Origin of the sequence: Paenibacillus durus (genome assembly GCF_000756615.1) — a bacterium.
GTDB classification, from domain to species: domain Bacteria; phylum Bacillota; class Bacilli; order Paenibacillales; family Paenibacillaceae; genus Paenibacillus_AQ; species Paenibacillus_AQ durus.
The window spans coordinates 13,623-34,298 of record NZ_CP009288.1 but is presented as its reverse complement, the minus strand read 5'-3'; the positions used below and the strand labels follow the sequence as shown (position 1 = coordinate 34,298).

19 protein-coding genes, 2 rRNA genes and 1 riboswitch are annotated in these 20,676 nt (G+C 51.3%); of the genes, 2 read left to right on the top strand and 19 right to left on the bottom strand.

All coding sequences use genetic code 11. The features are described from left to right. Positions 1–105: 105 nt before the first annotated feature. The 6 genes from yabG to PDUR_RS00130 form a co-directional block, all read right to left on the bottom strand. Positions 106–1,005, bottom strand: coding sequence for a sporulation peptidase YabG (gene yabG / locus PDUR_RS00155; RefSeq protein WP_042204561.1), 900 nt, complete (start codon positions 1,003–1,005; stop codon positions 106–108). A gap of 69 nt (positions 1,006–1,074) precedes the next feature. Beyond that, positions 1,075–1,959, bottom strand: a complete 885-nt coding sequence (gene rsmA / locus PDUR_RS00150) for a 16S rRNA (adenine(1518)-N(6)/adenine(1519)-N(6))-dimethyltransferase RsmA (RefSeq protein WP_042204560.1) — start codon at positions 1,957–1,959, stop codon at positions 1,075–1,077. Beyond that, positions 1,956–2,507: a ribonuclease M5 gene (rnmV, locus tag PDUR_RS00145; RefSeq protein ID WP_042204559.1), complete on the bottom strand. Its 552-nt coding sequence runs from the start codon at positions 2,505–2,507 to the stop codon at positions 1,956–1,958. The genes rsmA and rnmV overlap by 4 nt, the downstream gene beginning before the upstream one ends. Before the next feature lie 160 nt (positions 2,508–2,667). Beyond that, positions 2,668–3,792 (bottom strand): resuscitation-promoting factor, encoded by a 1,125-nt coding sequence (locus tag PDUR_RS00140; RefSeq protein ID WP_042204558.1) that lies wholly within the window; start codon positions 3,790–3,792, stop codon positions 2,668–2,670. Positions 3,793–4,069: 277 nt separating this feature from the next. Next, positions 4,070–4,305, bottom strand: a riboswitch (cyclic di-AMP (ydaO/yuaA leader). 197 nt (positions 4,306–4,502) lie between these two features. Then, positions 4,503–5,273: a TatD family hydrolase gene (locus tag PDUR_RS00135; protein ID WP_042204557.1), complete on the bottom strand. Its 771-nt coding sequence runs from the start codon at positions 5,271–5,273 to the stop codon at positions 4,503–4,505. A gap of 39 nt (positions 5,274–5,312) precedes the next feature. Further along, positions 5,313–6,599, bottom strand: coding sequence for an HD domain-containing protein (locus tag PDUR_RS00130; protein WP_042204556.1), 1,287 nt, complete (start codon positions 6,597–6,599; stop codon positions 5,313–5,315). Between the two features lie 311 nt (positions 6,600–6,910). Between PDUR_RS00130 and PDUR_RS00125 the strand changes: the two genes are divergently transcribed. After that, complete coding sequence (locus PDUR_RS00125; RefSeq protein ID WP_025693331.1) at positions 6,911–7,165, top strand: AbrB/MazE/SpoVT family DNA-binding domain-containing protein; 255 nt, start codon at positions 6,911–6,913, stop codon at positions 7,163–7,165. A 729-nt stretch (positions 7,166–7,894) separates the two neighbouring features. Here the strand turns inward: PDUR_RS00125 and rsmI are convergent. The 10 genes from rsmI to PDUR_RS00075 form a co-directional block, all read right to left on the bottom strand. Then, complete coding sequence (gene rsmI / locus PDUR_RS00120) at positions 7,895–8,794, bottom strand: 16S rRNA (cytidine(1402)-2'-O)-methyltransferase (protein ID WP_042204555.1); 900 nt, start codon at positions 8,792–8,794, stop codon at positions 7,895–7,897. Next, positions 8,791–9,558: a tRNA1(Val) (adenine(37)-N6)-methyltransferase gene (locus tag PDUR_RS00115; RefSeq protein ID WP_042204554.1), complete on the bottom strand. Its 768-nt coding sequence runs from the start codon at positions 9,556–9,558 to the stop codon at positions 8,791–8,793. The genes rsmI and PDUR_RS00115 overlap by 4 nt, the downstream gene beginning before the upstream one ends. A 135-nt stretch (positions 9,559–9,693) precedes the next feature. Next, the gene (gene yabA, locus PDUR_RS00110) at positions 9,694–10,062 is read right to left on the bottom strand and encodes a DNA replication initiation control protein YabA (RefSeq protein ID WP_042204553.1); all 369 of its coding nucleotides are present in this window, start codon (positions 10,060–10,062) and stop codon (positions 9,694–9,696) included. Positions 10,063–10,091: 29 nt separating this feature from the next. Further along, positions 10,092–10,895, bottom strand: a complete 804-nt coding sequence (locus PDUR_RS00105; RefSeq protein ID WP_042204552.1) for a PSP1 domain-containing protein — start codon at positions 10,893–10,895, stop codon at positions 10,092–10,094. A 253-nt stretch (positions 10,896–11,148) separates the two neighbouring features. Beyond that, a complete protein-coding gene (holB, locus tag PDUR_RS00100; protein WP_042204551.1) occupies positions 11,149–12,123 on the bottom strand; it encodes a DNA polymerase III subunit delta' in 975 nt (324 codons plus the stop codon). An 18-nt stretch (positions 12,124–12,141) separates the two neighbouring features. Beyond that, the gene (locus PDUR_RS00095; protein WP_042204550.1) at positions 12,142–12,585 is read right to left on the bottom strand and encodes a YaaR family protein; all 444 of its coding nucleotides are present in this window, start codon (positions 12,583–12,585) and stop codon (positions 12,142–12,144) included. A gap of 103 nt (positions 12,586–12,688) precedes the next feature. Continuing rightward, the gene (locus tag PDUR_RS00090; protein ID WP_025691745.1) at positions 12,689–13,018 is read right to left on the bottom strand and encodes a cyclic di-AMP receptor DarA; all 330 of its coding nucleotides are present in this window, start codon (positions 13,016–13,018) and stop codon (positions 12,689–12,691) included. Positions 13,019–13,091: 73 nt separating this feature from the next. After that, a complete protein-coding gene (tmk, locus tag PDUR_RS00085; protein WP_042204549.1) occupies positions 13,092–13,733 on the bottom strand; it encodes a dTMP kinase in 642 nt (213 codons plus the stop codon). Between the two features lie 108 nt (positions 13,734–13,841). After that, complete coding sequence (locus PDUR_RS00080) at positions 13,842–15,401, bottom strand: aminotransferase class I/II-fold pyridoxal phosphate-dependent enzyme (protein WP_042204548.1); 1,560 nt, start codon at positions 15,399–15,401, stop codon at positions 13,842–13,844. Between the two features lie 210 nt (positions 15,402–15,611). Next, positions 15,612–15,803, bottom strand: coding sequence for a sigma factor G inhibitor Gin (locus tag PDUR_RS00075; RefSeq protein WP_025700997.1), 192 nt, complete (start codon positions 15,801–15,803; stop codon positions 15,612–15,614). A 211-nt stretch (positions 15,804–16,014) separates the two neighbouring features. On the opposite strand from PDUR_RS00075, the gene PDUR_RS00070 reads away from it, so the two are divergent. Then, a complete protein-coding gene (locus PDUR_RS00070) occupies positions 16,015–16,536 on the top strand; it encodes a hypothetical protein (protein ID WP_042204547.1) in 522 nt (173 codons plus the stop codon). Positions 16,537–16,643: 107 nt separating this feature from the next. Here PDUR_RS00070 and PDUR_RS00065 read toward each other — a convergent pair whose 3' ends face one another. The 3 genes from PDUR_RS00065 to PDUR_RS00055 form a co-directional block, all read right to left on the bottom strand. After that, positions 16,644–17,057: a hypothetical protein gene (locus tag PDUR_RS00065; protein ID WP_042204546.1), complete on the bottom strand. Its 414-nt coding sequence runs from the start codon at positions 17,055–17,057 to the stop codon at positions 16,644–16,646. 328 nt (positions 17,058–17,385) lie between these two features. Continuing rightward, a 5S ribosomal RNA gene (rrf, locus tag PDUR_RS00060) occupies positions 17,386–17,502 on the bottom strand. Between the two features lie 51 nt (positions 17,503–17,553). Beyond that, a 23S ribosomal RNA gene (locus PDUR_RS00055) occupies positions 17,554–20,480 on the bottom strand. Positions 20,481–20,676: the final 196 nt, after the last annotated feature.

The window sequence follows — 20,676 nt, the reverse complement described above, 5'->3', positions numbered from 1 at the left end:
AATATGTCAAATCAAACAAATTATTATAGTAGATGCCAGTTATGTTTGTCAACGATATTTTTAGGAGGCAAATGGACAAGCAAGAGGTCTCAGGCTCCGGGCCTTTTAAATGGCGGAAGGTGTTACTTTCAGCGTAGATAAATCCTGAAGCCGCGGCATGCCAATCCGCAAGCTCCCTCGGGTTTCGATCCCGCCCAGTCCCTGGCTGCCGCTGATCGTATGATTCAGCACGTCGCTTAAGTTGATCGTTTCCCTTATGGAAGTCAGAGCGGCCTTTGCCGCGATATACACGGGGTCCAGCGCATGAATCAGAATGCGTCCCGGAGAACTGGCAAAATTCGCGCCGGCCCCAAGCAGCGCTTCGAAATGCGATTGACAGGCGCCGGCGATAACCGTCAGCGCGTCATAATGGCGTTCGTAATCTCTGGCCACCCGAATGGCGGCAACGAAATTTTGCGAATTTTTATAACTGCTTAAGCTGTGCAGATCGTAAGACGGCAGCGACTTAAGCACACCGTCATGACCAGTAAGCACCACAATATTGGGCCGGACTCTCGGCAGCAGCCGATACAGCACGGACGCCATCTCCGCTTCCCGCACATGATGGCCTTCAGACGGAATGCGCAGCTGCTCATACAGGCTGAGGCTTTTATTCAAATAAGCCGGATCGCCGTCAAGATGCAGTACTTTTCCGGGAAGCTCAAAGTAAGAAGCTTCTTTTGCCGCCTGCTCCCAAGTCCCAGCCGGACTCAAGGCTCCAAACCTGATCTGCTCCTGCCGGTCCTTCCTAAGCTCTGTTAGCGATTCGGCGGCTTTGATCCGTGCGCGTTGTCCCCGCTCCGTCATAGCCTCGGCAGGCACCTGAACCAGATCGCTTAGCGGAGAGTCCGCGAGCAGCCGAAATTCGGTTCCTTTGATGATGGCCTGATTTAGCACTATATGCTCCACCCGAAAAGTCACATCACCGCCATAAGATCTTCGAACGACCAAGTCTCCTAAATTCATCAGAACATCACCTCTAACCCATCGTATGGGCAAAGGTCACGGATGGTTCATCTTTTGGCCGTTTAAGTTCTATGAAATACCTGCTGCAAGCAGTACGTCGCTTAAACGCGCATATTCCGCCAGACTCAGCGTCTCGCCGCGGCGGGAAGGCTGAATGCCTGCCTCACTCAGCAGCGCCTCCAGCCGTTCCCTCCCCTCACCGGGAAAAAAGCGGGATTTCAAATTATTGGATATGGTTTTCCGCCGCTGTGTAAAGGAGGCACGCACCACTTCAAAAAAATGCTGCTCATCCCTCACCTCTACGGGCGGTCGCTCTCTGACCTTCAGCCGGATGACTGCCGATTCCACATTCGGCTGGGGAATAAATACGGTGTGCGGCACGGTGCAGATCAGCTCCGGCTCGCTGTAATACTGCACGGCGATGCTCAGGCTGCCGTAATCCTTGCCTCCCGGCGACGCCGCCATCCGCTCGGCAACCTCTTTTTGAATCATCACGACAATGTTCGCTAGCGGCAGCTTTTCCTCCAGCAGCTTCATCAGAATCGGAGTCGTCACATAGTAAGGCAAATTAGCGACTACGCTGACCTTGCCTACTTCCGCGAAATCCTCGCCGAACAGTTCATGCAGGTCCACATTTAACACATCGGCATGGCGTATCTTTACATGCGGATACGGAGAGAGTACCTCCTGCAGAATCGGAATCAGCCGCTGATCGATCTCTACGGCCGTGACAGCCCCCGCTGTCTGCGCCAGGCGTTCAGTAAGCGCGCCGATGCCGGGACCGATCTCAAGAGCGCCGGTACTCTTATCGAGACCGGCTGCGTCTACAATTTTATTTAAGATATTTTGGTCGATCAAAAAGTTCTGGCCCAAGCTTTTCTTGAACGAAAATCCGTGAGCCGCAATAATCTCCTTGGTACGTCTCGGGGACGAAATTTCTTCCCTTCCGCTCATGAGGATAGACCTCCCTGCTCAATTTGGGCAACCGCTTTTGCAAACTCTTCAGGCGTAATGCCGAACATCGACAACCGCTTGTACAGCTGCTTGCCGTTACAGTAACCGATGCCAAGTATATTGCCAAGCGCCATTCTCCGCTGTGCAGCTTTAGGATGCATAATCATACCAGCGGCCATGAGGTCTTCCATCCCAATTAGAATCGGCGCTCCCTCGAAGGATGTATGCACATTCTCCAGCGCATAGCGGATCGCTTCCGGCGAGGCGTTCTCGACACCGATATCACCCTTTAACGTTGCGTCCTCCTCCGGAATGAAGGCATGCTTGCATCCCGGCACCTTCGATGAGACAATCTTGCGTATCCGTTCTCCCGCATGATCCGGATCGGTCAGGATAATGACGCCCCGCCGCTCCATCGCAAGGGCGATCTTGGCGATTACCCGTTTATCCACCGCCGAACCGCCGGTTTCAATCGTATCGGCATCGACCGCTCTTTTGACGGCGGCGGTATCGCTTTTGCCTTCCACGACAATCAATTCTTTAATCATTGTTAAGCGTTCCTCCCACAGCGGCCGCACGGCCGCCTTTACCCCAAAAATAAAGCAAAAAGAAGAGGATTCGCTCCCCTTCTTTTTGCTGAAATTATATAAGTGATGAGCTTTCATCAATATAGCGTATTGCCGCTGAATTTGCAAAATAAATACGTTATTAATCCAGCTCCGGTTTAACCGGACCGATGACGTAAACGGCGCGCGACTTGCGGCCGAAACTGCGGGCATGGCTCAATGAATCATAATAGACGTCAATCTTATTGCCTTTGATAGCCCCTCCGGTATCCTCAGCGCGGCGGAATCCCAGTCCCTCGATATATACCCACCAGCCGATTGGAATCACACGAGGATCCACTGCGATGGTCCGGCCTTCTGTTACGCGTGTACCGGAAGCTGTTCTAGTGCCGATTCCCGGTTCTTCTGAAGAGTATGCGGTCATCGAAACGTTCTTGATCATTTTTTTGTATTCGAAGTTTACGCCTGCTTTGCTGGAGGAAGAAATTTTCGCGGCGACGGGTTTGGGAACGGCTTTCGTGCCTACGGCGATAACCTTATCCTTGGTCACCGTCTGCACTTCTTTGCCGACCATGCGCATTGAGACCAACTTACCGTCCTGATAGGTTTTCTCAATATGCTGGATTATAGCACCCGGCTTGCCGGCTTGCGCTACTCGTACTTTCCCTGTGATGAGGGAGGGGTCCGCCGTCTTAATCACTCGGAAAGGCAAGCTTTTCGTCCGCTTCACAACCTGCTTGTTGATGCGGATAACCTTGACTTCCGTTCTGGCGTTAATTGCGGTGTCTAGCGAAGGAAATACCTTATCGTGGGTACCCAGGGAGATGCCCAGGCTGCTAATGGCCTGACCGATTGTATCTTCGGTCGTATACAGCGTCTTTGTCTTTCCGCCTTCAGTCAGAATTAATTCCTGTGCCCGGTCAATGACGATCCTGTCGCCGTCTTCGATTCGATCGCTAAGGCCCGCCGAAATTTTGTCATACGGTTTGAGCGGGATCGGTTGTTTGGCCAGGGCTTCTCCCAGAAGCGCTTCACGCGTCTCCAGAGCGTGAACTTTCCCGTCTATCTCCAAAATGATTTGTTTGCTGCTTTGAGAGCGGATATACAACGTAATAAGCAGCGCGATTGCTATCCCGATCACGCCCGCCAGTGACCACGCGCGCAAAGACCATGCGCGTATATTCACTTGCTCCCACCATAACCTAAATGCATTAGACCTGCTGGATGATTGCGAATCATGGGATACTTCTGGTTGGAATACGCCCATCTTCTACATCCTCCTTACATAGTCCGCCTGAATTATAAATCGCAATAATGTACCCGGCGAAGCTAATAGAGATTGTAACAGAACGCGATACAATTCAAGTGGTTCGCATCCTGCTCATAAATCGCCTGCCCGGCATGGCATGCATCCGCCTGTTATATAACAGTTCACAGGCAGAACTCGTTTATTCCAAACAAAAAGAAGCCTAAAAAAGAGTCTTGATTAGAGGACTCTTTCGTGGCTTCCGGAAATGTCCGAATAAACGGCCAACGCACGAGGTTTCCTCTCTTACTTGCGCTTACGGGGTTAGCTGTCGGGTTTGGACGAAAGAGAGACGCCCTATCTTAGGTCAACCGCTCATGGCGGCTGCCTTCAAATTCACCCCAAAGACCACGTGAAGAAATCAAATACAGCCTGCGACGCCAACTTGTTGTGTCTAATGTGCGGCCTAAAAGCATTCGGCAAGGCGATATTGGTTCCCCCGTTCTCCATACGGAGACTCAGCGAGACGATTTATGATCAGTGTCTGTCTCTGTAACAACAGCTCACTGCACTGAAAAGATGATATCCTGTTTCGATGCATGTTGTAAAGCAGCAATCAACCAGATTTGCGCAAAAAAATGGTTAAATTATTGTAATAAACAACCGTTTTTTCGTTAAAAAACTTTAATCCTTCGCTCATCCTCACTTTTTTGGCTAGTTTTCTCCCGTTTTCACCGAATGCCAAATAGTTCCAGTGCGTTCGCATACGTAATTTCCGCCAATTTTTCCACTTCCATGCCCTTAATTTCAGCTGCAGCTTCTGCCACCAATCTGACATGAGCACTTTCATTTCGCTTGCCTCGGTAAGGGTGTGGCGTTAGGTAAGGAGAGTCCGTTTCGATCAGCAGACGGTCCAGCGGAACCTGCGCCAGCACCTCTTTCGGTACCCGGGCGTTCTTGAACGTAATCGGTCCGCCAAAGGAAAGATGAAAGCCAAGATCCAGGCACATTTTGGCTGTCTCCCAGCTGCCCGAGAAGGAGTGCATGACCCCGCCGATTTCCGATGCCTTTTCTTCACGGAGAATGCAGACCACATCCTCATGAGCATCCCGGTTATGAATGACAATCGGCATATTCAGCTCTCTTGCAAGGCCGATCTGACGCCGGAACACTGTATGCTGGACCTCCTTGGGCGAAGTATCCCAGTAATAGTCGAGCCCTATTTCTCCAATGGCGACAACTTTGTCATGGCTGCACAGCGAAGCAATCCAATCGAGATCTCCGTCCTTCATGTCAATGGCATCTGTCGGATGCCAGCCTACCGCCGCATAAATAAAATCATAGGATTCGGCGAGCTTCATTGTGGACGGAATCGTTTCCCGGTTAAAACCGACATTGACCATTTTGGAGACTCCCGCCTCTAGGGCGCGGGCAATCGTCTCTTCACGGTCGCCGTCGAAATGTGATGCATCCAAATGGGTATGAGTGTCGAAAAGCTGCATATCCGCTTCCCCCTTTTTGCGGTTTTTGGCTTACATTTCTTAGCGTAAATCAAATAATTCCTTAATGGATTCAGGAAGCATTGGCAGCGCTTTTTCCAGCTTATCCTGCGGATAATAGAGATGGTAACGGCCGCGGTGAATCCCGCTTATAGAGCGGACGATGTCCGACACCTCGGAGATTTCACGCAGCCGTTCCTGACGATCGAGCAGGAGAATCTGCTTGCCGTGAAAGCCCTCTTCCGGCCGAAATACATCGTAGGGCAAATCTGTCGGAAAATCAACTTCCAGGTCGTATTCCGGGTTCAGTCCAGCCGAGGCGAAACTGCGGCGAATGTCATCAATTGTCTCCATATCGAGACTTTCCATTTCTACATATTTATACAGTTTACGATGAATGAAGCGGCTGCACAAGTCGCTGAGCAGTTCATCCTGTTCCGAGGTCCACTGCATAAACGTTGCCTGTACGAGTGCTTCATCCAGCTGCAAATACTGCTGCACACTCACCTCGCCGCGAAATAAATCAGTCAGCGGTTCAACCATAAACCGGAAGGAGTAGCCCTCCTTAAACAGCTGCTTGGCCCGCCGGAATACTTGGCGCAAAATAATTTCCGAGCTGCGCGTTACCGGATGGAAATAGACCTGCCAGTACATTTGGTACCGGGACATTAAATAATCCTCAATCGCATGCATCCCCGATTCCTTCACAACTACCCGCCCGTGATAAGGACGAAGCACCCGCAAAATACGGTCGATGTCGATCGTGCCGTAGTTAACCCCGGTGTAATAAGCGTCGCGCAGCAGATAATCCATCCGGTCGGCATCCAGCGGACTCGACACCAAATTGACAACAATATCATGCTCATACTTTTTGCGGATGACCGAAGCCACTTTTTGCGGAAAATCTTCCTCTACTTCCTTCAAAATCTCAGTAATTCCAGTATTCTCCAATATAATGCGACAGGTCCAGTCTTCATGATTCATTTGAAAAGCTTCTTCTATAGAATGGGAGAACGGACCGTGTCCCAGATCATGCAAAAGCGCCGCGCACAGCGCAACCAGTCTTTCCTCAGGGAACCAATCTTTATAACCGCTGCGTTCAAATTGGGAGATAATGCGCCGCGTAATTTCATATACCCCTAGCGAATGGGAGAACCGGCTGTGCTCGGCTCCATGGAAAGTCAGGTAGGTCGTCCCAAGCTGCCGGATGCGGCGCAGACGCTGAAATTCCTGTGTATTAATCAAGCGCCAAATGACCGAATCCTGTACGTGAATATAATTGTGAACCGGGTCTTTAAATACTTTTTCTTCAGTGAGCGGCTGCTGCATGTAATCAACTCCTTTGTCCTTAACAACGAATTTTCTGATATTTTTATATGAGGAAAAGATATGTCGTCATATTTTGTCGAAAAAAGTAGATTTTTTGGTTTCCATTTCGACATTTTTATTATATATTATGAATAGTTATCCAACCGTTTGAAGATCAACCCTTCCTGAGAGCCAATTGCAGCTTAAAAATAATTCACCCGCTAAAAAGAGGTTGACTGTTTTGGGAATGGTTGGTATTATATGTATCATAAAACAGAGAAGATTGTCGAAACGTGACATTTTTTGATTATTTGAGAGGAGCAACGATTGTTATGATGAAATCAACGGGCATTGTAAGAAAAGTAGACGAACTGGGACGGGTTGTCATTCCGATCGAGCTGCGCCGCACGCTGGGTATTGGAGAGAAAGATGCTCTCGAGATTTATGTCGACGGTGAACGGATCATGTTGAAAAAATACGAGCCTGCCTGCATTTTCTGCGGCAACGCTGAGAACGTTACTTACTTCAAAGGAAAAATTGTTTGCAATGAATGTATTTCAACCATCCCTGCCCCTGTGACAAATTAAAATAAATAAGTTATAATAGGACTAATCAAATTGTTAATTCTAACCTTTTTTATATCTCCTTGGCCTCCCGTGAATGCGGGGGGCAACTTTTTTTATGTGGGGGACCCCTCCTAAATCCTCCCCAAAGGGGAGGACCCCAAGGGCCGCGCCCTCTGGACACCCGCAATTGTTGGATAGATGCGGAACGTTGGCGGGATCTAGCGGCTTGGGAGGGTGGAGCGGCCCTTTCTCGGCAGGGTTCCTGGCGGAACCGGCCTCGGGGCCTTTCATGCGTGCTGACGGCGCTCCGAATTTAAGAAAGGCGGAGACAGTCGCTCTCCCTTCGGGAATCGCTTTACTTCGGCGCTTGGTGCGACTGGCTCGTGGTGCTACTTTGGTGTTCTCCCGCGCTCTCCCTTTGGGATTCGCTTCCTCCGTGCTTGGTGCGACTTGGCGCGGACTGCTGCTTCGGTGTTCTCCCACGCTCTCCCTTTGGGATTTGCTTCCTCCGTGCTTGGTGCGACTTGGCGCAGACTGCTGCTTCAGCGTTCTCCCCCGACTCTCCCTTCGGGATTCGCTTTCCTCCGTGCTTGGTACGACTTGGCGCGGACTGCTGCTTCAGCGTTCTCCCCCGGCTCTCCCTTCGGGATTCGCTTCTCTTCGGCGCTTAATGCGACTGGCGCAGACTGCTGCTCCGGTGTGCGTCCTCGCTCTCCCTTTGGGATACGCTTTCCACCGTGCTTGGTGCGACTATTCCTCCAGCAGCGCGTTATAAATATCGCGCTTGGCGATGCCACGATCGGATGCGGCTTTTTTCATGGCATCCTTACGGGTGGAGCCGGCGGCCTCGTAGTGGGCCACATGCTCCTCGATGCTGAGCGCTCGCCACCAAGCGGAATCGGCTTCCTGCGCCTCTTCTTTACTCTCTCCCTCGACAACGATCACATATTCTCCCAGCGGCGGATGTTCCGCCAGCCACTCGGTGCATTCCTGGATGGTCCCGCGGAGGAATTCTTCGTAACGTTTCGTTAGCTCGCGGGCTAAAACAATTCGCCGGTTGCCGAAAGCCTCCTGCAAATGAGCCAACGTTTTCACTACCCGATGCGGTGACTCATAGAAGAGCAGCGTACCCTGGGCGGCGCGCAGCGGGGTAAGCACAGCGCGGATGTCCTTACGCTCACGGGGGAGGAAACCGATGAAGGTAAACGTTGTGGTCGGTAAGCCGGATGCGATCAGTGCAGACAATGCGGCGTTAGCTCCGGGTACGGGCACAACCGGGATTCCTTCGCTCACCGCGAGCGCTACCAGATCGGCGCCCGGGTCGGAAATGGCGGGCAGACCGGCGTCGCTAACCAGCGCTAGATTTTTACCTTCTATTATATAGCGAATTAATTCCGGTCCGCTCGCAGCCTTATTATGCTCATGGTAGCTGTACAGCTGGCCCGGAGAAATGTCGAAATGGCTAAGCAGCTTGCGCGTCTGCCGGGTATCCTCAGCGGCGATAATATCGCATTCCTTCAACGTCCGGACAGCCCGGAACGTCATATCCTCCAGGTTGCCGATCGGTGTCGCCACCAAAAATAAGGTGCCTGTCTTCTGCTGATTGTCCGCTTCCTTATTTTGAAAGCTGCTTTGGCATTGAATCGTCATGGCTTTACCTCTTTTGAACCGTAATAGATGTCCAGAATCTCCGGACAATATTCATTATCTTCATTGTATACGATCAGCGGCGGCTGTATCCGCACTTCCGGCTTGCCGTCCCGCGCGGCCTCTATCAAGACCATGTTCGCCTCCAGATGCGCACGCGGATGCACAAAGCGGATCGATTTCGGCTCCAGCTTGTACTGCCGCATCAAGCTGATGATATCGGCCAGCCGCTGCGGCCTGTGAACCATGCTGACCTTCCCGCCGGTGCGGACAAGCCGGACGCATGCCTGAATAACCTCCTCCAGCGTACAGCCGATTTCATGGCGGGCCATTGCCTGATGAGTGTTCAGCTTGAGATCGCTGCCGTTCAGCGGCATATAGGGCGGATTTACTGTAATCGCATCGTATACCCCATATCCTGCCGTAAGATGCAGCATCCGCAAATCTCCTTCATGAATGGTGATCTTCTCCTGAAGCGCATTCATCACCACGCTTCGGCGGGCCATATCGGCCAGACGGGGCTGGATTTCGATTCCATCGATAACTGCAGCCGTACGAGTTGTCAGCAGCAGCGGGATCACTCCATTGCCTGTACATAAATCCAATATTCGACCGCGGGGAGGTATGGAGGCGAATCGGGCCAGCAAAACGGCATCCATAGAAAAGCTGAATACCTCATCACTCTGAATAATATGCAGATTATGCGTAAGCAGATCGTCCACGCGCTCCGAAGGAAGCAGCGGAACCTCATTCAAACGGTTGCTCATAATTAGTCCCCTATTCCAAAATTCTAAGAAGAAACGGCGGCGTCTTCCTTCATGGAAGGCATCCGTTTCTCGTAAGAATATAACTCCTTGTATTCAAAAAAACCGTAGGTGGCGTCCTCCTACGGCTGAATATTCTCATTTATTAAGGAAAGACAGACAGAACAGACAGTCACCTTCCGTACGCAGATGTCCAAAATTGACATTGCAGATATGAAAGCCCTCATGATACAGCCGTGCCAGATTATCATAGCCCTCGCCGACAATCTCATCTTGGCCGCTTTCGTTCTGGACGGGAAGCTTGCCGGGATTCCGTTTCTCCGAAGAAGAACCGGGCGGAGCTTTTTTCTTCAAAATCTTGCGCAGCTGCTCATTTTCCAGTGTCAGTCGCTGGTTCGCTTCCATTAATTCTTTAACTGCCTGCTTCCAATCTCCAAGATTAAGGCGCATCGTTTCCATTTGCGCTTCTATCTCCTGAATGTGTGCGAATATATTTTTCTTTTCCAAGTTTCCACCCCGAAAGTAACCTTAATGGTCTACTTGACGACAACATCATCCATTGGAAGTTCTTTTACTTTGCCCATTTCAAACAACTGAACATGCACCGAGCGGTTACCCGCATTTATGCCGACCACCTTGCCTTCACCCAGCGAAGTGATTACCAGCTTGCCTACCGCAGGCATTTCTTCTTTAACGCTTTCGTAATTATCATGCTCAAATTTCAGACAGCACATCAATCTTCCGCAAAGCCCGGATATTTTGGTCGGATTAAGCGATAGATTCTGATCCTTAGCCATCTTGATCGACACCGGATCGAAATCCCCAAGCCATGAAGAGCAGCAGAGCACCCTTCCGCATGGTCCGAGGCCGCCAAGCATCTTGGCTTCGTCGCGGACACCGATTTGGCGAAGCTCGATACGGGTGCGGAAGATGCTGGCTAAATCCTTGACCAACTCCCGAAAATCAACCCGGCCTTCCGCAGTGAAGTAGAAAATGATCTTGTTGCGGTCAAACGTAAATTCCACGTCCACCAGCTTCATTTTGAGGCCATGATCGCGGATTTTATTTAAACAGGTTGAAAAAGCATCTTTTGCCGCCCGCTTATTCTCCTCTACCACGCGCGCGTCTACATCTCCGGCGATACGCATGACTTTCTTAAGCGGCAGTACAACATCAGCTTCCTGAACCTCTTTTTTGCCTACAACGACCTTGCCATATTCAACCCCCCGCGCCGTCTCGACGATCACGCACTGCTCACATTCAATCGAAAAGTCTAAAGGATCGAAATAATATATTTTACCCGCCTTTTTGAAGCGGACACCGACTACGCTGTATAACAAAATTAACCTCCTTGTCTGCCGGTGAAAGAACCCCCCAGCAAGTCCGCTCCATGATGTTCCATGCTTGTTCTTCCTTAACCGTTAGCGCAAGAAGAAACGGCTGCTCCTACTTTAGCAAAGCGTATGCTTTCGCAGCAGTGATACACTGTATCGCTTATAGGCATTTGTTTCCCGTTAGAAAAATAAGGCCAAATCAGGCCAAAGTTTGCTTCTTGAAGGTTGCTTCGCAGAAAACATAAACAGACGGCATTCTTCAGCTTTCCAGACGTATCAAAAACTGCTCCAGACATAGCTGGGCATTAACATTGGACCGCAGCTTCTTCTTGCTCTCAGCGGCATAATCCATATAGGTTACCCATTGAGAAGCAGTACGCGTCCCAGCATGATTGGAAATAAAATCCAATTGATCTATAAAAACGATGCTTTCATGTTTTCGGTACAGGAAGTAGAGCATGTCTTTAAACCATAGATGGAACATACTGAAACAGGTATCCAAATGCTCACCGAGCCCGGTCTTGAACAGCTTCTGACCCGCGGTCGCCACCGCCGAACCATTCTTGCCCAGAGACTCCTTCGCTAATTGTAACACTAGATTTCTTATTTCTGCAAACCAATTCTGTGCTAAAAGCTCTCTACATCCTTCTAGTCCCGATGTCAGAGATGCCGCGCAGCGTGCAAGGGGAGCGGAGACTCCCTCATTTGATAATTCCTGCAGCATCATCTCCGGCGGCAGCGGAGAAAACGGGATGCGCTGTGTCCGCGACTGAATAGTTGGCAGCAGCGATTGGTTGTTATCGGCAATAAGAACGGCTACGGCAGGTACTGGAGGCTCTTCTAAAAATTTAAGCAAACTGTTGGCCGCTTGGACGGTCATTTTTCCCGCTTCGTCTATAATGTATACCTTGGGATTGCCGCCCTCCGCCCGATAGGAAAAGACCCGCTGCAGGTCGCGGATCTGATCGATTTTGATGCTGTTGCCTTCCGGCGACAGTATCTTGAGATCCGGATGGTTGCCATGCTCCACCTTGCGGCATTCCAGACACTCGCCGCAGGCGTCATCCTTGAGGGTCGTGCAAAAAATCGCTTGGGCCAACGTAAGCGCCGTCTTCATCTGACCGCTGCCTGCGGGGCCGCTGAACAAGTAAGCATGACCGAGCGTATCATTTCGCAGCGAATTTTGCAGTATACGCTTGGCGGTTGTCTGTCCCAATATATCACCAAAAGGCATAATATCCTCCTATAGCCATCAAAAAGAAAGGTTGATCAGCATCCCGCGGATTTCTCCAACCTTACTCAGCAGATCGATCCGCCCCTGCTCGCTCTCCAGCAGTTCGTCCGCAAGGGTCAGTAAAGCGGCATCGATTTCCTCAAGCAGCTTGTATCTTTTACCGCGTCCTCTACGGTCCCAGCCCTTGGTTTCTTTGAGCGTTACGCCCCGGCGCGCCGTTTCTTCCAGGAATTTTTTGACCATGACCCGGTAAAGCGTCAGCTCGCGTATCGTCATGGATTTGGAGAGGCGTTCACCCTGAGCTTGGATCTCCTGAATTCGGCGGGTGATTTCATCCCGGCTCGCCTGTTCGCCATGCTGCTGAAACACATCGGAGAACGTTTTTTGCTGAACCGGCTTGTTCATATTGTCGCTTAAAGGCAGTTCATTCTTCAATGGCCTGAAGTTCGGATTAATCTTCAATGGTTCGCCCACCGCCTTTCTTTACAGTTCTTAATCTATGGACATAAAATATTACAGGAAACGGCCCCGTCTTACGAAACGGTCTGGTCATTTCTTCTGTTCTTTAATAATGTTCGAACCGGTCGACAGGAAGCACAAACACGGTCGCTCCGCCCACTTGCACCTCGACAGGAAGCGGAAGATAGGAATCCGTAGTTCCGCTCATCGGGGTTACCGGTGTAACCAATTGTTCGCGAACCTTGCAGCTGTTGCGAATAACGCCGAGTACGGCTTCAACCTGACTGTCTTCCACCCCGATCATAAAGGTGGTATTTCCCGCCCGCAAAAATCCGCCCGTACTTGCCAGCTTGGTTGCGCGGAAATTGGCCTTGACCAGTTCGCTGGACAGACGGTTGCTGTCCTTGTCTTGGATAATTGCAACAATCAGTTTCATCTTTCCATCTCCTCTTTGCGTTATTGTTAATCAGCAAAACGGCTGCTGTAATACATTATATTAGACAAAGAGCCTAGAAGTCCTTTAACAGCTTATCTTCAAGTGTACTTACAAGCTCACGCTCTACAACATGCAGCGGCCGATTGGCATCCAAAGTCACAATTCGTGCAGGGTCAGCTTTTGCGATCAACTGATATCCTTCTCTTACTTTCTCATGAAAAGCCAGACTCTCCATATCGAGCCGGTTGATTTCCCGCTCTCCGTTCGCCGAAATTCTTGCCAGGCCCACCTCTGGCTCAATATCCAGATAGAAGGTGAGATCCGGCATTCGGCCGCCGGTGGCAAACTGGTTAATCGCCCGTACTTCTTCCATACCTAATCCTCTGGCGTAGCCCTGGTATACAAGGCTGCTGTCCACAAAGCGGTCGCACAGCACGATAAGTCCTTCCTTCAGCGCCGGCTCCACTCTTTCGGCCAAATGCTGGCTTCTGGATGCTGCATAGAGCAGCGCTTCGGTGCGCGCGTCCATCGCCGTATGAGCAGGGTCCAGAATGATGGAGCGGATTTTCTCTGCGATCTCAATGCCGCCCGGCTCGCGGGTAATCAGATAAGGGAGGGAGCGGTTCTGCAAATAAGCAGCCAGCCTGCCCATAATCGTCGTTTTACCCGATCCTTCTCCGCCTTCAAGTGTAATTAAAAATCCTTTCCGGCCCAATTACGATTCTCCGCCTTTCTTTCATTCAAAATTCAATAGTGCTTCGGGGTCCACGTAAAGTACCTGAATAGACTTTTGTCAGCCAAACCTTCACTTTGTGGAGTTGTTTTAGATCTCTTCTTGATTTGAATATACTTGTATCATCCGCAAAGTCGGATCGGACGCGGCCTGAAACCTGGCGCCGGCAGCCGCCAAGCTCTGCAGCCTTAGGCTTATTTCCCCGGTAATAACTTCGCCTGGATACAGCAGCGGTATGCCCGGAGGATAAGGGACAACCATCTCCGCCGCGATTCTGCCTTCGCTCATCTCAAGCTTAACACGTTCTGTCTCTTCCTCCCGGACGGGTCTCAGAGAAAACTGCACCGGTTCCGATATGAAGCTGTTGGCAAAATTGTTCCACGTGGAAACATGGACGGAAGCGGAGGAAATCGCCCCCGAAGGGAATTCCCTGTCAATCTCCCGCAGCGCCGCAAGCAGCCGATCGGCATCTTCCACCCTTGAGCCAAGGCTAAACAGCAGCACCACATGCCGTTCATCGCTCATTTCCGGCACGCAGTCTCTCTTCTCGAGCTCTGCCTGCAGCTCGAATCCGCTCAGGACCCCGGTGTCGTCATATATGACGACTTTGAAGGGGTCCTGTGAGCGGTAGGCGCCGCTTGTGCTTCGCGGCGCCAGCCCTGAGGCGGAGGCTTCCGCATCGCCTCCGCCGGCCTCGGGCTGCGGCAGTTCCGGCCGCAGCCGCTTAAAGCGCGGCAGCTCCGCTAAGCCGCGCCGCAGCGTTTCCACGGCGGCCAACCCCGCCGTGAAGGCGTCAGCGCGCCGCGTGTGGAGCAGCCGGCGCGCCAGATCGAGCGAAGCCATCACGGGGTATGATGGGCTGGAGCTCTGCACCATGGCGAGCCGCTGCCGCAGCAGGGCGCGGTCGAGCCGCGGCCCTTGGACATGCAGCATGGCGCCCATGGTCATCGCCGCAAGCATCTTGTGCGTGGACTGCACGACGCCGTCCGCGCCGCAGCTTAAGGCACCCGGCGGCAGCTCCGGGTGCTGCCCATAGTGCGCCCCATGCGCCTCGTCGACCAGCAGCGGCACGCCGCTGTCGTGACAGGCCCACGCGAGGGGCGTGAGGTCGCTTCCCATGCCGTAGTAGTTCGGCATGGTTACGAGCAGGCCGGCGGCCTCCGGCCAGGCCGCCAGTGCCTTGCGCACCGTTTCTACGGACGGTGCGACCGCCAGGCCGCTGACGTCATCCATCTGCGGTTCAAGGAACACCGCACGCGCTCCCGCCAGCATCAGCCCATGAATAACCGATTTATGCACGTTACGCTGCACCAAGAGCAAGGTGCCCGGTTCGGCGCATACCGTCAGGATCAGCGCAAGGTTCCCAGCCGTACTGCCGCCTACGAGCAGGAAGCTTTCCTCGGCCCCGAAACAATCCGCCGCAAGCTTCTGCGCTTCCAGAATGACGCCGCCTGGATGATGCAGATCATCGCTCCCCGAAATCTCGGTAATATCCGCCGTCATGACCTCATCCAACAAGCCGGCGCTTCCTTCCATCTTATATGCCTGCCCATTCTTATGGCCCGGCACATGAAAAGAGCTCTTTCCTTCCGCTTTGTAACGTTCCAGCATTTCATATAATGGCGCGCCTGCACGCTCTGTCTCTTTCATTGATCGCAATTCCTTCCACACCGGCTTAACTCTATTTTAACCCATAACCGCTCCTCCGCCTATGCCTTGAATTTACCGCCTGTACGCGCAGCAAAACGGCTCCCCCTTACTTCTATGCAAGGAAAAGCCGCTGCGTTAAAAACCTGTATAAGCGAAGACAAACTTGTAATACCATCACGGCAAAACAATTGTACGGCAATCTGGCGTCTATCAAGCGTTCTTTTGCAGACCGATTTTTTTCATTCGTCCGATAAAAAAGCGGTATTTGGCATCCTCCGCCTCAGTCCTTACCATTTCCGCCTCGCAATCCTCGCAAATAAACTGCGAAACGATGCGAATTCCCTCTTCCTTTTCCTGCCCGCATATAATGCAGACTTCAGTTTTCGCATGATCTTGTTCCATACTAATCCCACCTTGGCCCTTTTAAGAACAGTATGCTTCACTTCCTATCATTTTAAACCCTTTCATAGTTTTTTCATATCCTTGAATCCCTTTTCCATCGCGGCTTATACAGCCTCGGGCGATCTAGACTTATATGATTTAATGAATTCATCAAGAATGCCGATAGTATGGATATAGGATATGAGATAAGCCCAAAGCCTGGAGGGAAGTTATGGAACCGACTAATAAAGGAGCTACCTTTTACCAATATAAACTTCTCAAAAAAATAAGCATACCCGTCAATGCTTTACGGATTTATGCAGCGATTCCTATTCTGTTTATTCTATTGGAAACCGTTTTCGTTTCCTATGCCAGTTTATTATTTTTTCTAATTGCCGTTCCGGTTATCTTTTGGGTTCAATATGTCGTCTCCCGCTCTGTCCTCTTGATTGCGGGTTACCCGGTCGCCAAACGTTGGCGCAACTCCTTCAGGCTGCCGTGGCTCGGCTTTATGCCGGATCAATACATCAGCTGCAGTCTTTTCCGCAGGGTACAGCTTCATAGTCTCTGGATCGGTCTTTCCTTCACAGCATTATTTGTCGTATTATCGCCGTACGCTTTTACTCTCTCCTTAGCCTTTCTGCATTTATGGCTGCTGTTTCCGAAATTTTACGCTCTGCTGCGGACAGGTTGGAAAAGACAGGATGACATGCTGAAATTTAATCCGGCTGACGTCTCCTGTTATTCGCAGTAGCAGCTTTGCATATCCCTTCTGTTCATCATTGAATCCTGTTCCGTATTGTACGCCACCTGTGTCCCTGAACAATAAAATCGCCATCTATCAAGATGGCGATTTTATTGTCATTGGCTATTAAGGCTTTTGGCGACCGCCTTTTTATCCTTGGGGACCATAATAATAAAATAGCCATCATGAATAGTTAAATGAACAATAAGCTGATCCTTCTGGAATACATGCGAGCTAGCCGTGTTTTCTGCAGGCAGTTCATTCCAGCCCCAAGATTGTATGGCTTCAGAATAGGGCTCTGGAATATTGTCGTTCTCCTTTAACCCGGGCAGGGAATAACGCACGTAGTCCATAGCCGTGTTCGTTGTCGTCCGATCTGGTGAGTTTGCTTCCTTAGGTACGGGAAAGCTCTTCTCGTTAAGGGCACCCTCGAACGATTCCCAAGAAGGTTCCTTCGAGGCGCATCCGGCCAGCAATACAGCTACCATACATAAAATAAGGAGCGTCCACAACGTTCGGGCTCGCTTCATACCTTAAATCCTCCTTACCCTCCTTCCTGCAACTAAAGACACAGGAATAAATTCAACATATGAATTTTATGAGTAGTTCATTCGTATTAAGGTTATGCTTAAATTTGCACTTTTCTATTATACTTATATCTATTGCCATGTCGGTAACAAAAATGTCATTCAATTGATGCCGGTCTTCACAATCTCTTCACTAATGTATCAATCAGATTAAGCTCCGGATTTCGCATATATACCTGATCAATCGGTCCTTACGTTCTCTTCGTGTTCATTGTGACCCATAATTTAAAAAGAAAAAAAAACACTGCTGAGTTTCAGCAGTGGTTCATGTGCTTGGCAGCGTCCTACTCTCCCAGGACCCTTCGGTCCAAGTACCATCGGCGCTGGAGGGCTTAACGGTCGTGTTCGGGATGGGTACGCGTGGAACCCCTCCGCCATCGCCACCAAACGGCAGGCTTGATCGCCTGAAAACTGGATCGAAACGAAACATTGCGTTGTTTTGGATAAGCCCTCGACCGATTAGTATTGGTCAGCTCCACACGTTGCCGTGCTTCCACCTCCAACCTATCTACCTCGTCGTCTTCAAGGGGTCTTACATACTGGGAAATCTCATCTTGAGGGGGGCTTCACGCTTAGATGCTTTCAGCGCTTATCCCGTCCGTACGTAGCTACCCAGCCATGCTCCTGGCGGAACAACTGGTGCACCAGCGGTACGTCCATCCCGGTCCTCTCGTACTAAGGACAGCTCCTCTCAAATTTCCTACGCCCACGACAGATAGGGACCGAACTGTCTCACGACGTTCTGAACCCAGCTCGCGTACCGCTTTAATGGGCGAACAGCCCAACCCTTGGGACCTACTTCAGCCCCAGGATGCGATGAGCCGACATCGAGGTGCCAAACCTCCCCGTCGATGTGGACTCTTGGGGGAGATAAGCCTGTTATCCCCAGGGTAGCTTTTATCCGTTGAGCGATGGCCCTTCCATGCGGTACCACCGGATCACTAAGCCCGACTTTCGTCCCTGCTCGACTTGTAGGTCTCGCAGTCAAGCTCCCTTCTGCCTTTGCACTCTTCGAATGATTTCCAACCATTCTGAGGGAACCTTGGGACGCCTCCGTTACACTTTAGGAGGCGACCGCCCCAGTCAAACTGCCCGCCTGACACGGTCCCCGTACCCGTTTAGGGTACCAGGTTAGAACCTAGATACGATCAGGGTGGTATCCCAACGGCGCCTCCACCGAAGCTGGCGCTCCGGCTTCCAAGGCTCCCACCTATCCTGTACAGATCGTACCCAAGTTCAATATCAAGCTGCAGTAAAGCTCCATGGGGTCTTTCCGTCTTGTCGCGGGTAACCTGCATCTTCACAGGTATTAAAATTTCACCGGATCTCTCGTTGAGACAGCGCCCAAGTCGTTACGCCATTCGTGCGGGTCAGAATTTACCTGACAAGGAATTTCGCTACCTTAGGACCGTTATAGTTACGGCCGCCGTTTACTGGGGCTTCGGTTCACAGCTTCGGATTACTCCTAACCGCTCCCCTTAACCTTCCAGCACCGGGCAGGCGTCAGCCCGTATACTTCGCCTTGCGGCTTCGCACAGACCTGTGTTTTTGCTAAACAGTCGCTTGGGCCTTTTCACTGCGGCCCCCTCGGGCTATTCACCCTACCGAGGCACCCCTTCTCCCGAAGTTACGGGGTCATTTTGCCGAGTTCCTTAACGAGAGTTCTTCCGCGCGCCTTAGAATTCTCTTCTCGCCTACCTGTGTCGGTTTGCGGTACGGGCACCTTCTCCTGGCTAGAGGCTTTTCTTGGCAGTGTGAGATCATGACCTTCGCTACTACAATTTTCGCTCCCCATCACAGCCCAGCCTTACGGTGTACGGATTTGCCTATACACCAGCCTCACTGCTTGGACGGACATCCATCAGTCCGCGTCACTACCCTCCTGCGTCCCCCCATTGCTCATAACGGATTATGGTGGTACAGGAATATCAACCTGTTGTCCTTCGACTACGCCTGTCGGCCTCGCCTTAGGTCCCGACTTACCCTGAGCGGACGAGCCTTCCTCAGGAAACCTTGGGCTTTCGGCGGATCAGATTCTCACTGATCTTTTCGTTACTCATACCGGCATTCTCACTTGTGTACGCTCCAGCTGTCCTTACAGTCAACCTTCAATGTATACACAACGCTCCCCTACCCCTGATGCAAGCATCAAGCCATAGCTTCGGTGGTGTGTTTAGCCCCGTTACATTTTCGGCGCAGAGTCACTCGACCAGTGAGCTATTACGCACTCTTTCAATGGTGGCTGCTTCTAAGCCAACATCCTGGTTGTCTGTGCAACTCCACATCCTTTCCCACTTAACACACACTTGGGGACCTTAGCTGATGGTCTGGGCTGTTTCCCTTTTGACAATGGATCTTAGCACTCACTGTCTGACTCCCGGCGACAAGTAGATGGCATTCGGAGTTTGACTGAGCTTGGTAACCCTTGCGGGCCCCGCACCCAATCAGTGCTCTACCTCCATTACTCTTATTCACCGAGGCTAGCCCTAAAGCTATTTCGGGGAGAACCAGCTATCTCCGAGTTCGATTGGAATTTCTCCGCTACCCCCACCTCATCCCCGAACTTTTCAACGTTCGTGGGTTCGGGCCTCCAGTGCGTGTTACCGCACCTTCACCCTGGACAGGGGTAGATCACACGGTTTCGGGTCTACGCCCACGTACTAAGTCGCCCTATTCAGACTCGCTTTCGCTGCGGCTCCGGCTCCTCGCCTTAACCTTGCACGTTAAACGTAACTCGCCGGTTCATTCTACAAAAGGCACGCCATCACCCCTAAAATGGGCTCTGACTTCTTGTAAGCACACGGTTTCAGGACCTGTTTCACTCCCCTTCCGGGGTGCTTTTCACCTTTCCCTCACGGTACTGTTTCACTATCGGTCGCCAGGGAGTATTTAGCCTTGGCAGATGGTCCTGCCGGATTCATACGGGGTTTCACGTGCCCCGCACTACTCGGGATCCGTCTCGGAGGGAACGACTTTTCAGCTACAGGGCTTTTACCTTTTCCAGCGGGCCTTTCCAGACCTCTTCGCTTAAACCGTTCCTTTGTAACTCCATATGAGACGTCCCACAACCCCGAAGAGCAAGCTCTTCGGTTTAGGCTGTTCCGCGTTCGCTCGCCGCTACTGACGGAATCACTCTTGTTTTCTCTTCCTCAGGGTACTTAGATGTTTCAGTTCCCCTGGTCTGCCTCTACCTCTCCTATGAATTCAGAGAGAAGTGACTGTGCATTACCACAGCCGGGTTTCCCCATTCGGACACCCCCGGATCAAAGCTTGCTTACAGCTCCCCGAGGCGTTTTCGTTGTTCGCCACGTCCTTCATCGGCTCCTGGCGCCTAGGCATCCTCCGTGTGCTCTTACTAGCTTAACCAACGCTCCAATTTCCGCCTGATCGCTCCGTCTTGTTTGAAAGGCCGCTTCCGGATGTCTCCGTTCGCTTTCGCCTTTCAAGCCAAAAGTCGCTCTCATTCGAAAATCTTCGCTCTCAGCTAATAACTATTTCAACTTGTTTGGACACAAGTTCAGCTAAAAGATGTTCTAAAACGCAATTTTCGTTTCGGTATCCA

Excerpts from the sequence above, each read along its gene's own strand:
- yabG (WP_042204561.1), bottom strand. The coding sequence starts at position 1,005 with ATGAATTTAGGAGACTTGGTCGTTCGAAGATCTTATGGCGGTGATGTG.
- PDUR_RS00125 (WP_025693331.1), top strand. The coding sequence starts at position 6,911 with ATGATGAAATCAACGGGCATTGTAAGAAAAGTAGACGAACTGGGACGG.
- PDUR_RS00070 (WP_042204547.1), top strand. The coding sequence starts at position 16,015 with ATGGAACCGACTAATAAAGGAGCTACCTTTTACCAATATAAACTTCTC.
- holB (WP_042204551.1), bottom strand. The coding sequence starts at position 12,123 with ATGCCTTTTGGTGATATATTGGGACAGACAACCGCCAAGCGTATACTG.
- PDUR_RS00135 (WP_042204557.1), bottom strand. The coding sequence starts at position 5,273 with ATGCAGCTTTTCGACACTCATACCCATTTGGATGCATCACATTTCGAC.
- PDUR_RS00115 (WP_042204554.1), bottom strand. The coding sequence starts at position 9,558 with ATGAGCAACCGTTTGAATGAGGTTCCGCTGCTTCCTTCGGAGCGCGTG.
- PDUR_RS00130 (WP_042204556.1), bottom strand. The coding sequence starts at position 6,599 with ATGCAGCAGCCGCTCACTGAAGAAAAAGTATTTAAAGACCCGGTTCAC.
- PDUR_RS00075 (WP_025700997.1), bottom strand. The coding sequence starts at position 15,803 with ATGGAACAAGATCATGCGAAAACTGAAGTCTGCATTATATGCGGGCAG.
- rsmI (WP_042204555.1), bottom strand. The coding sequence starts at position 8,794 with ATGACGATTCAATGCCAAAGCAGCTTTCAAAATAAGGAAGCGGACAAT.
- PDUR_RS00080 (WP_042204548.1), bottom strand. The coding sequence starts at position 15,401 with ATGAAAGAGACAGAGCGTGCAGGCGCGCCATTATATGAAATGCTGGAA.
- rnmV (WP_042204559.1), bottom strand. The coding sequence starts at position 2,507 with ATGATTAAAGAATTGATTGTCGTGGAAGGCAAAAGCGATACCGCCGCC.
- PDUR_RS00065 (WP_042204546.1), bottom strand. The coding sequence starts at position 17,057 with ATGAAGCGAGCCCGAACGTTGTGGACGCTCCTTATTTTATGTATGGTA.
- PDUR_RS00090 (WP_025691745.1), bottom strand. The coding sequence starts at position 13,018 with ATGAAACTGATTGTTGCAATTATCCAAGACAAGGACAGCAACCGTCTG.
- PDUR_RS00140 (WP_042204558.1), bottom strand. The coding sequence starts at position 3,792 with ATGGGCGTATTCCAACCAGAAGTATCCCATGATTCGCAATCATCCAGC.
- rsmA (WP_042204560.1), bottom strand. The coding sequence starts at position 1,959 with ATGAGCGGAAGGGAAGAAATTTCGTCCCCGAGACGTACCAAGGAGATT.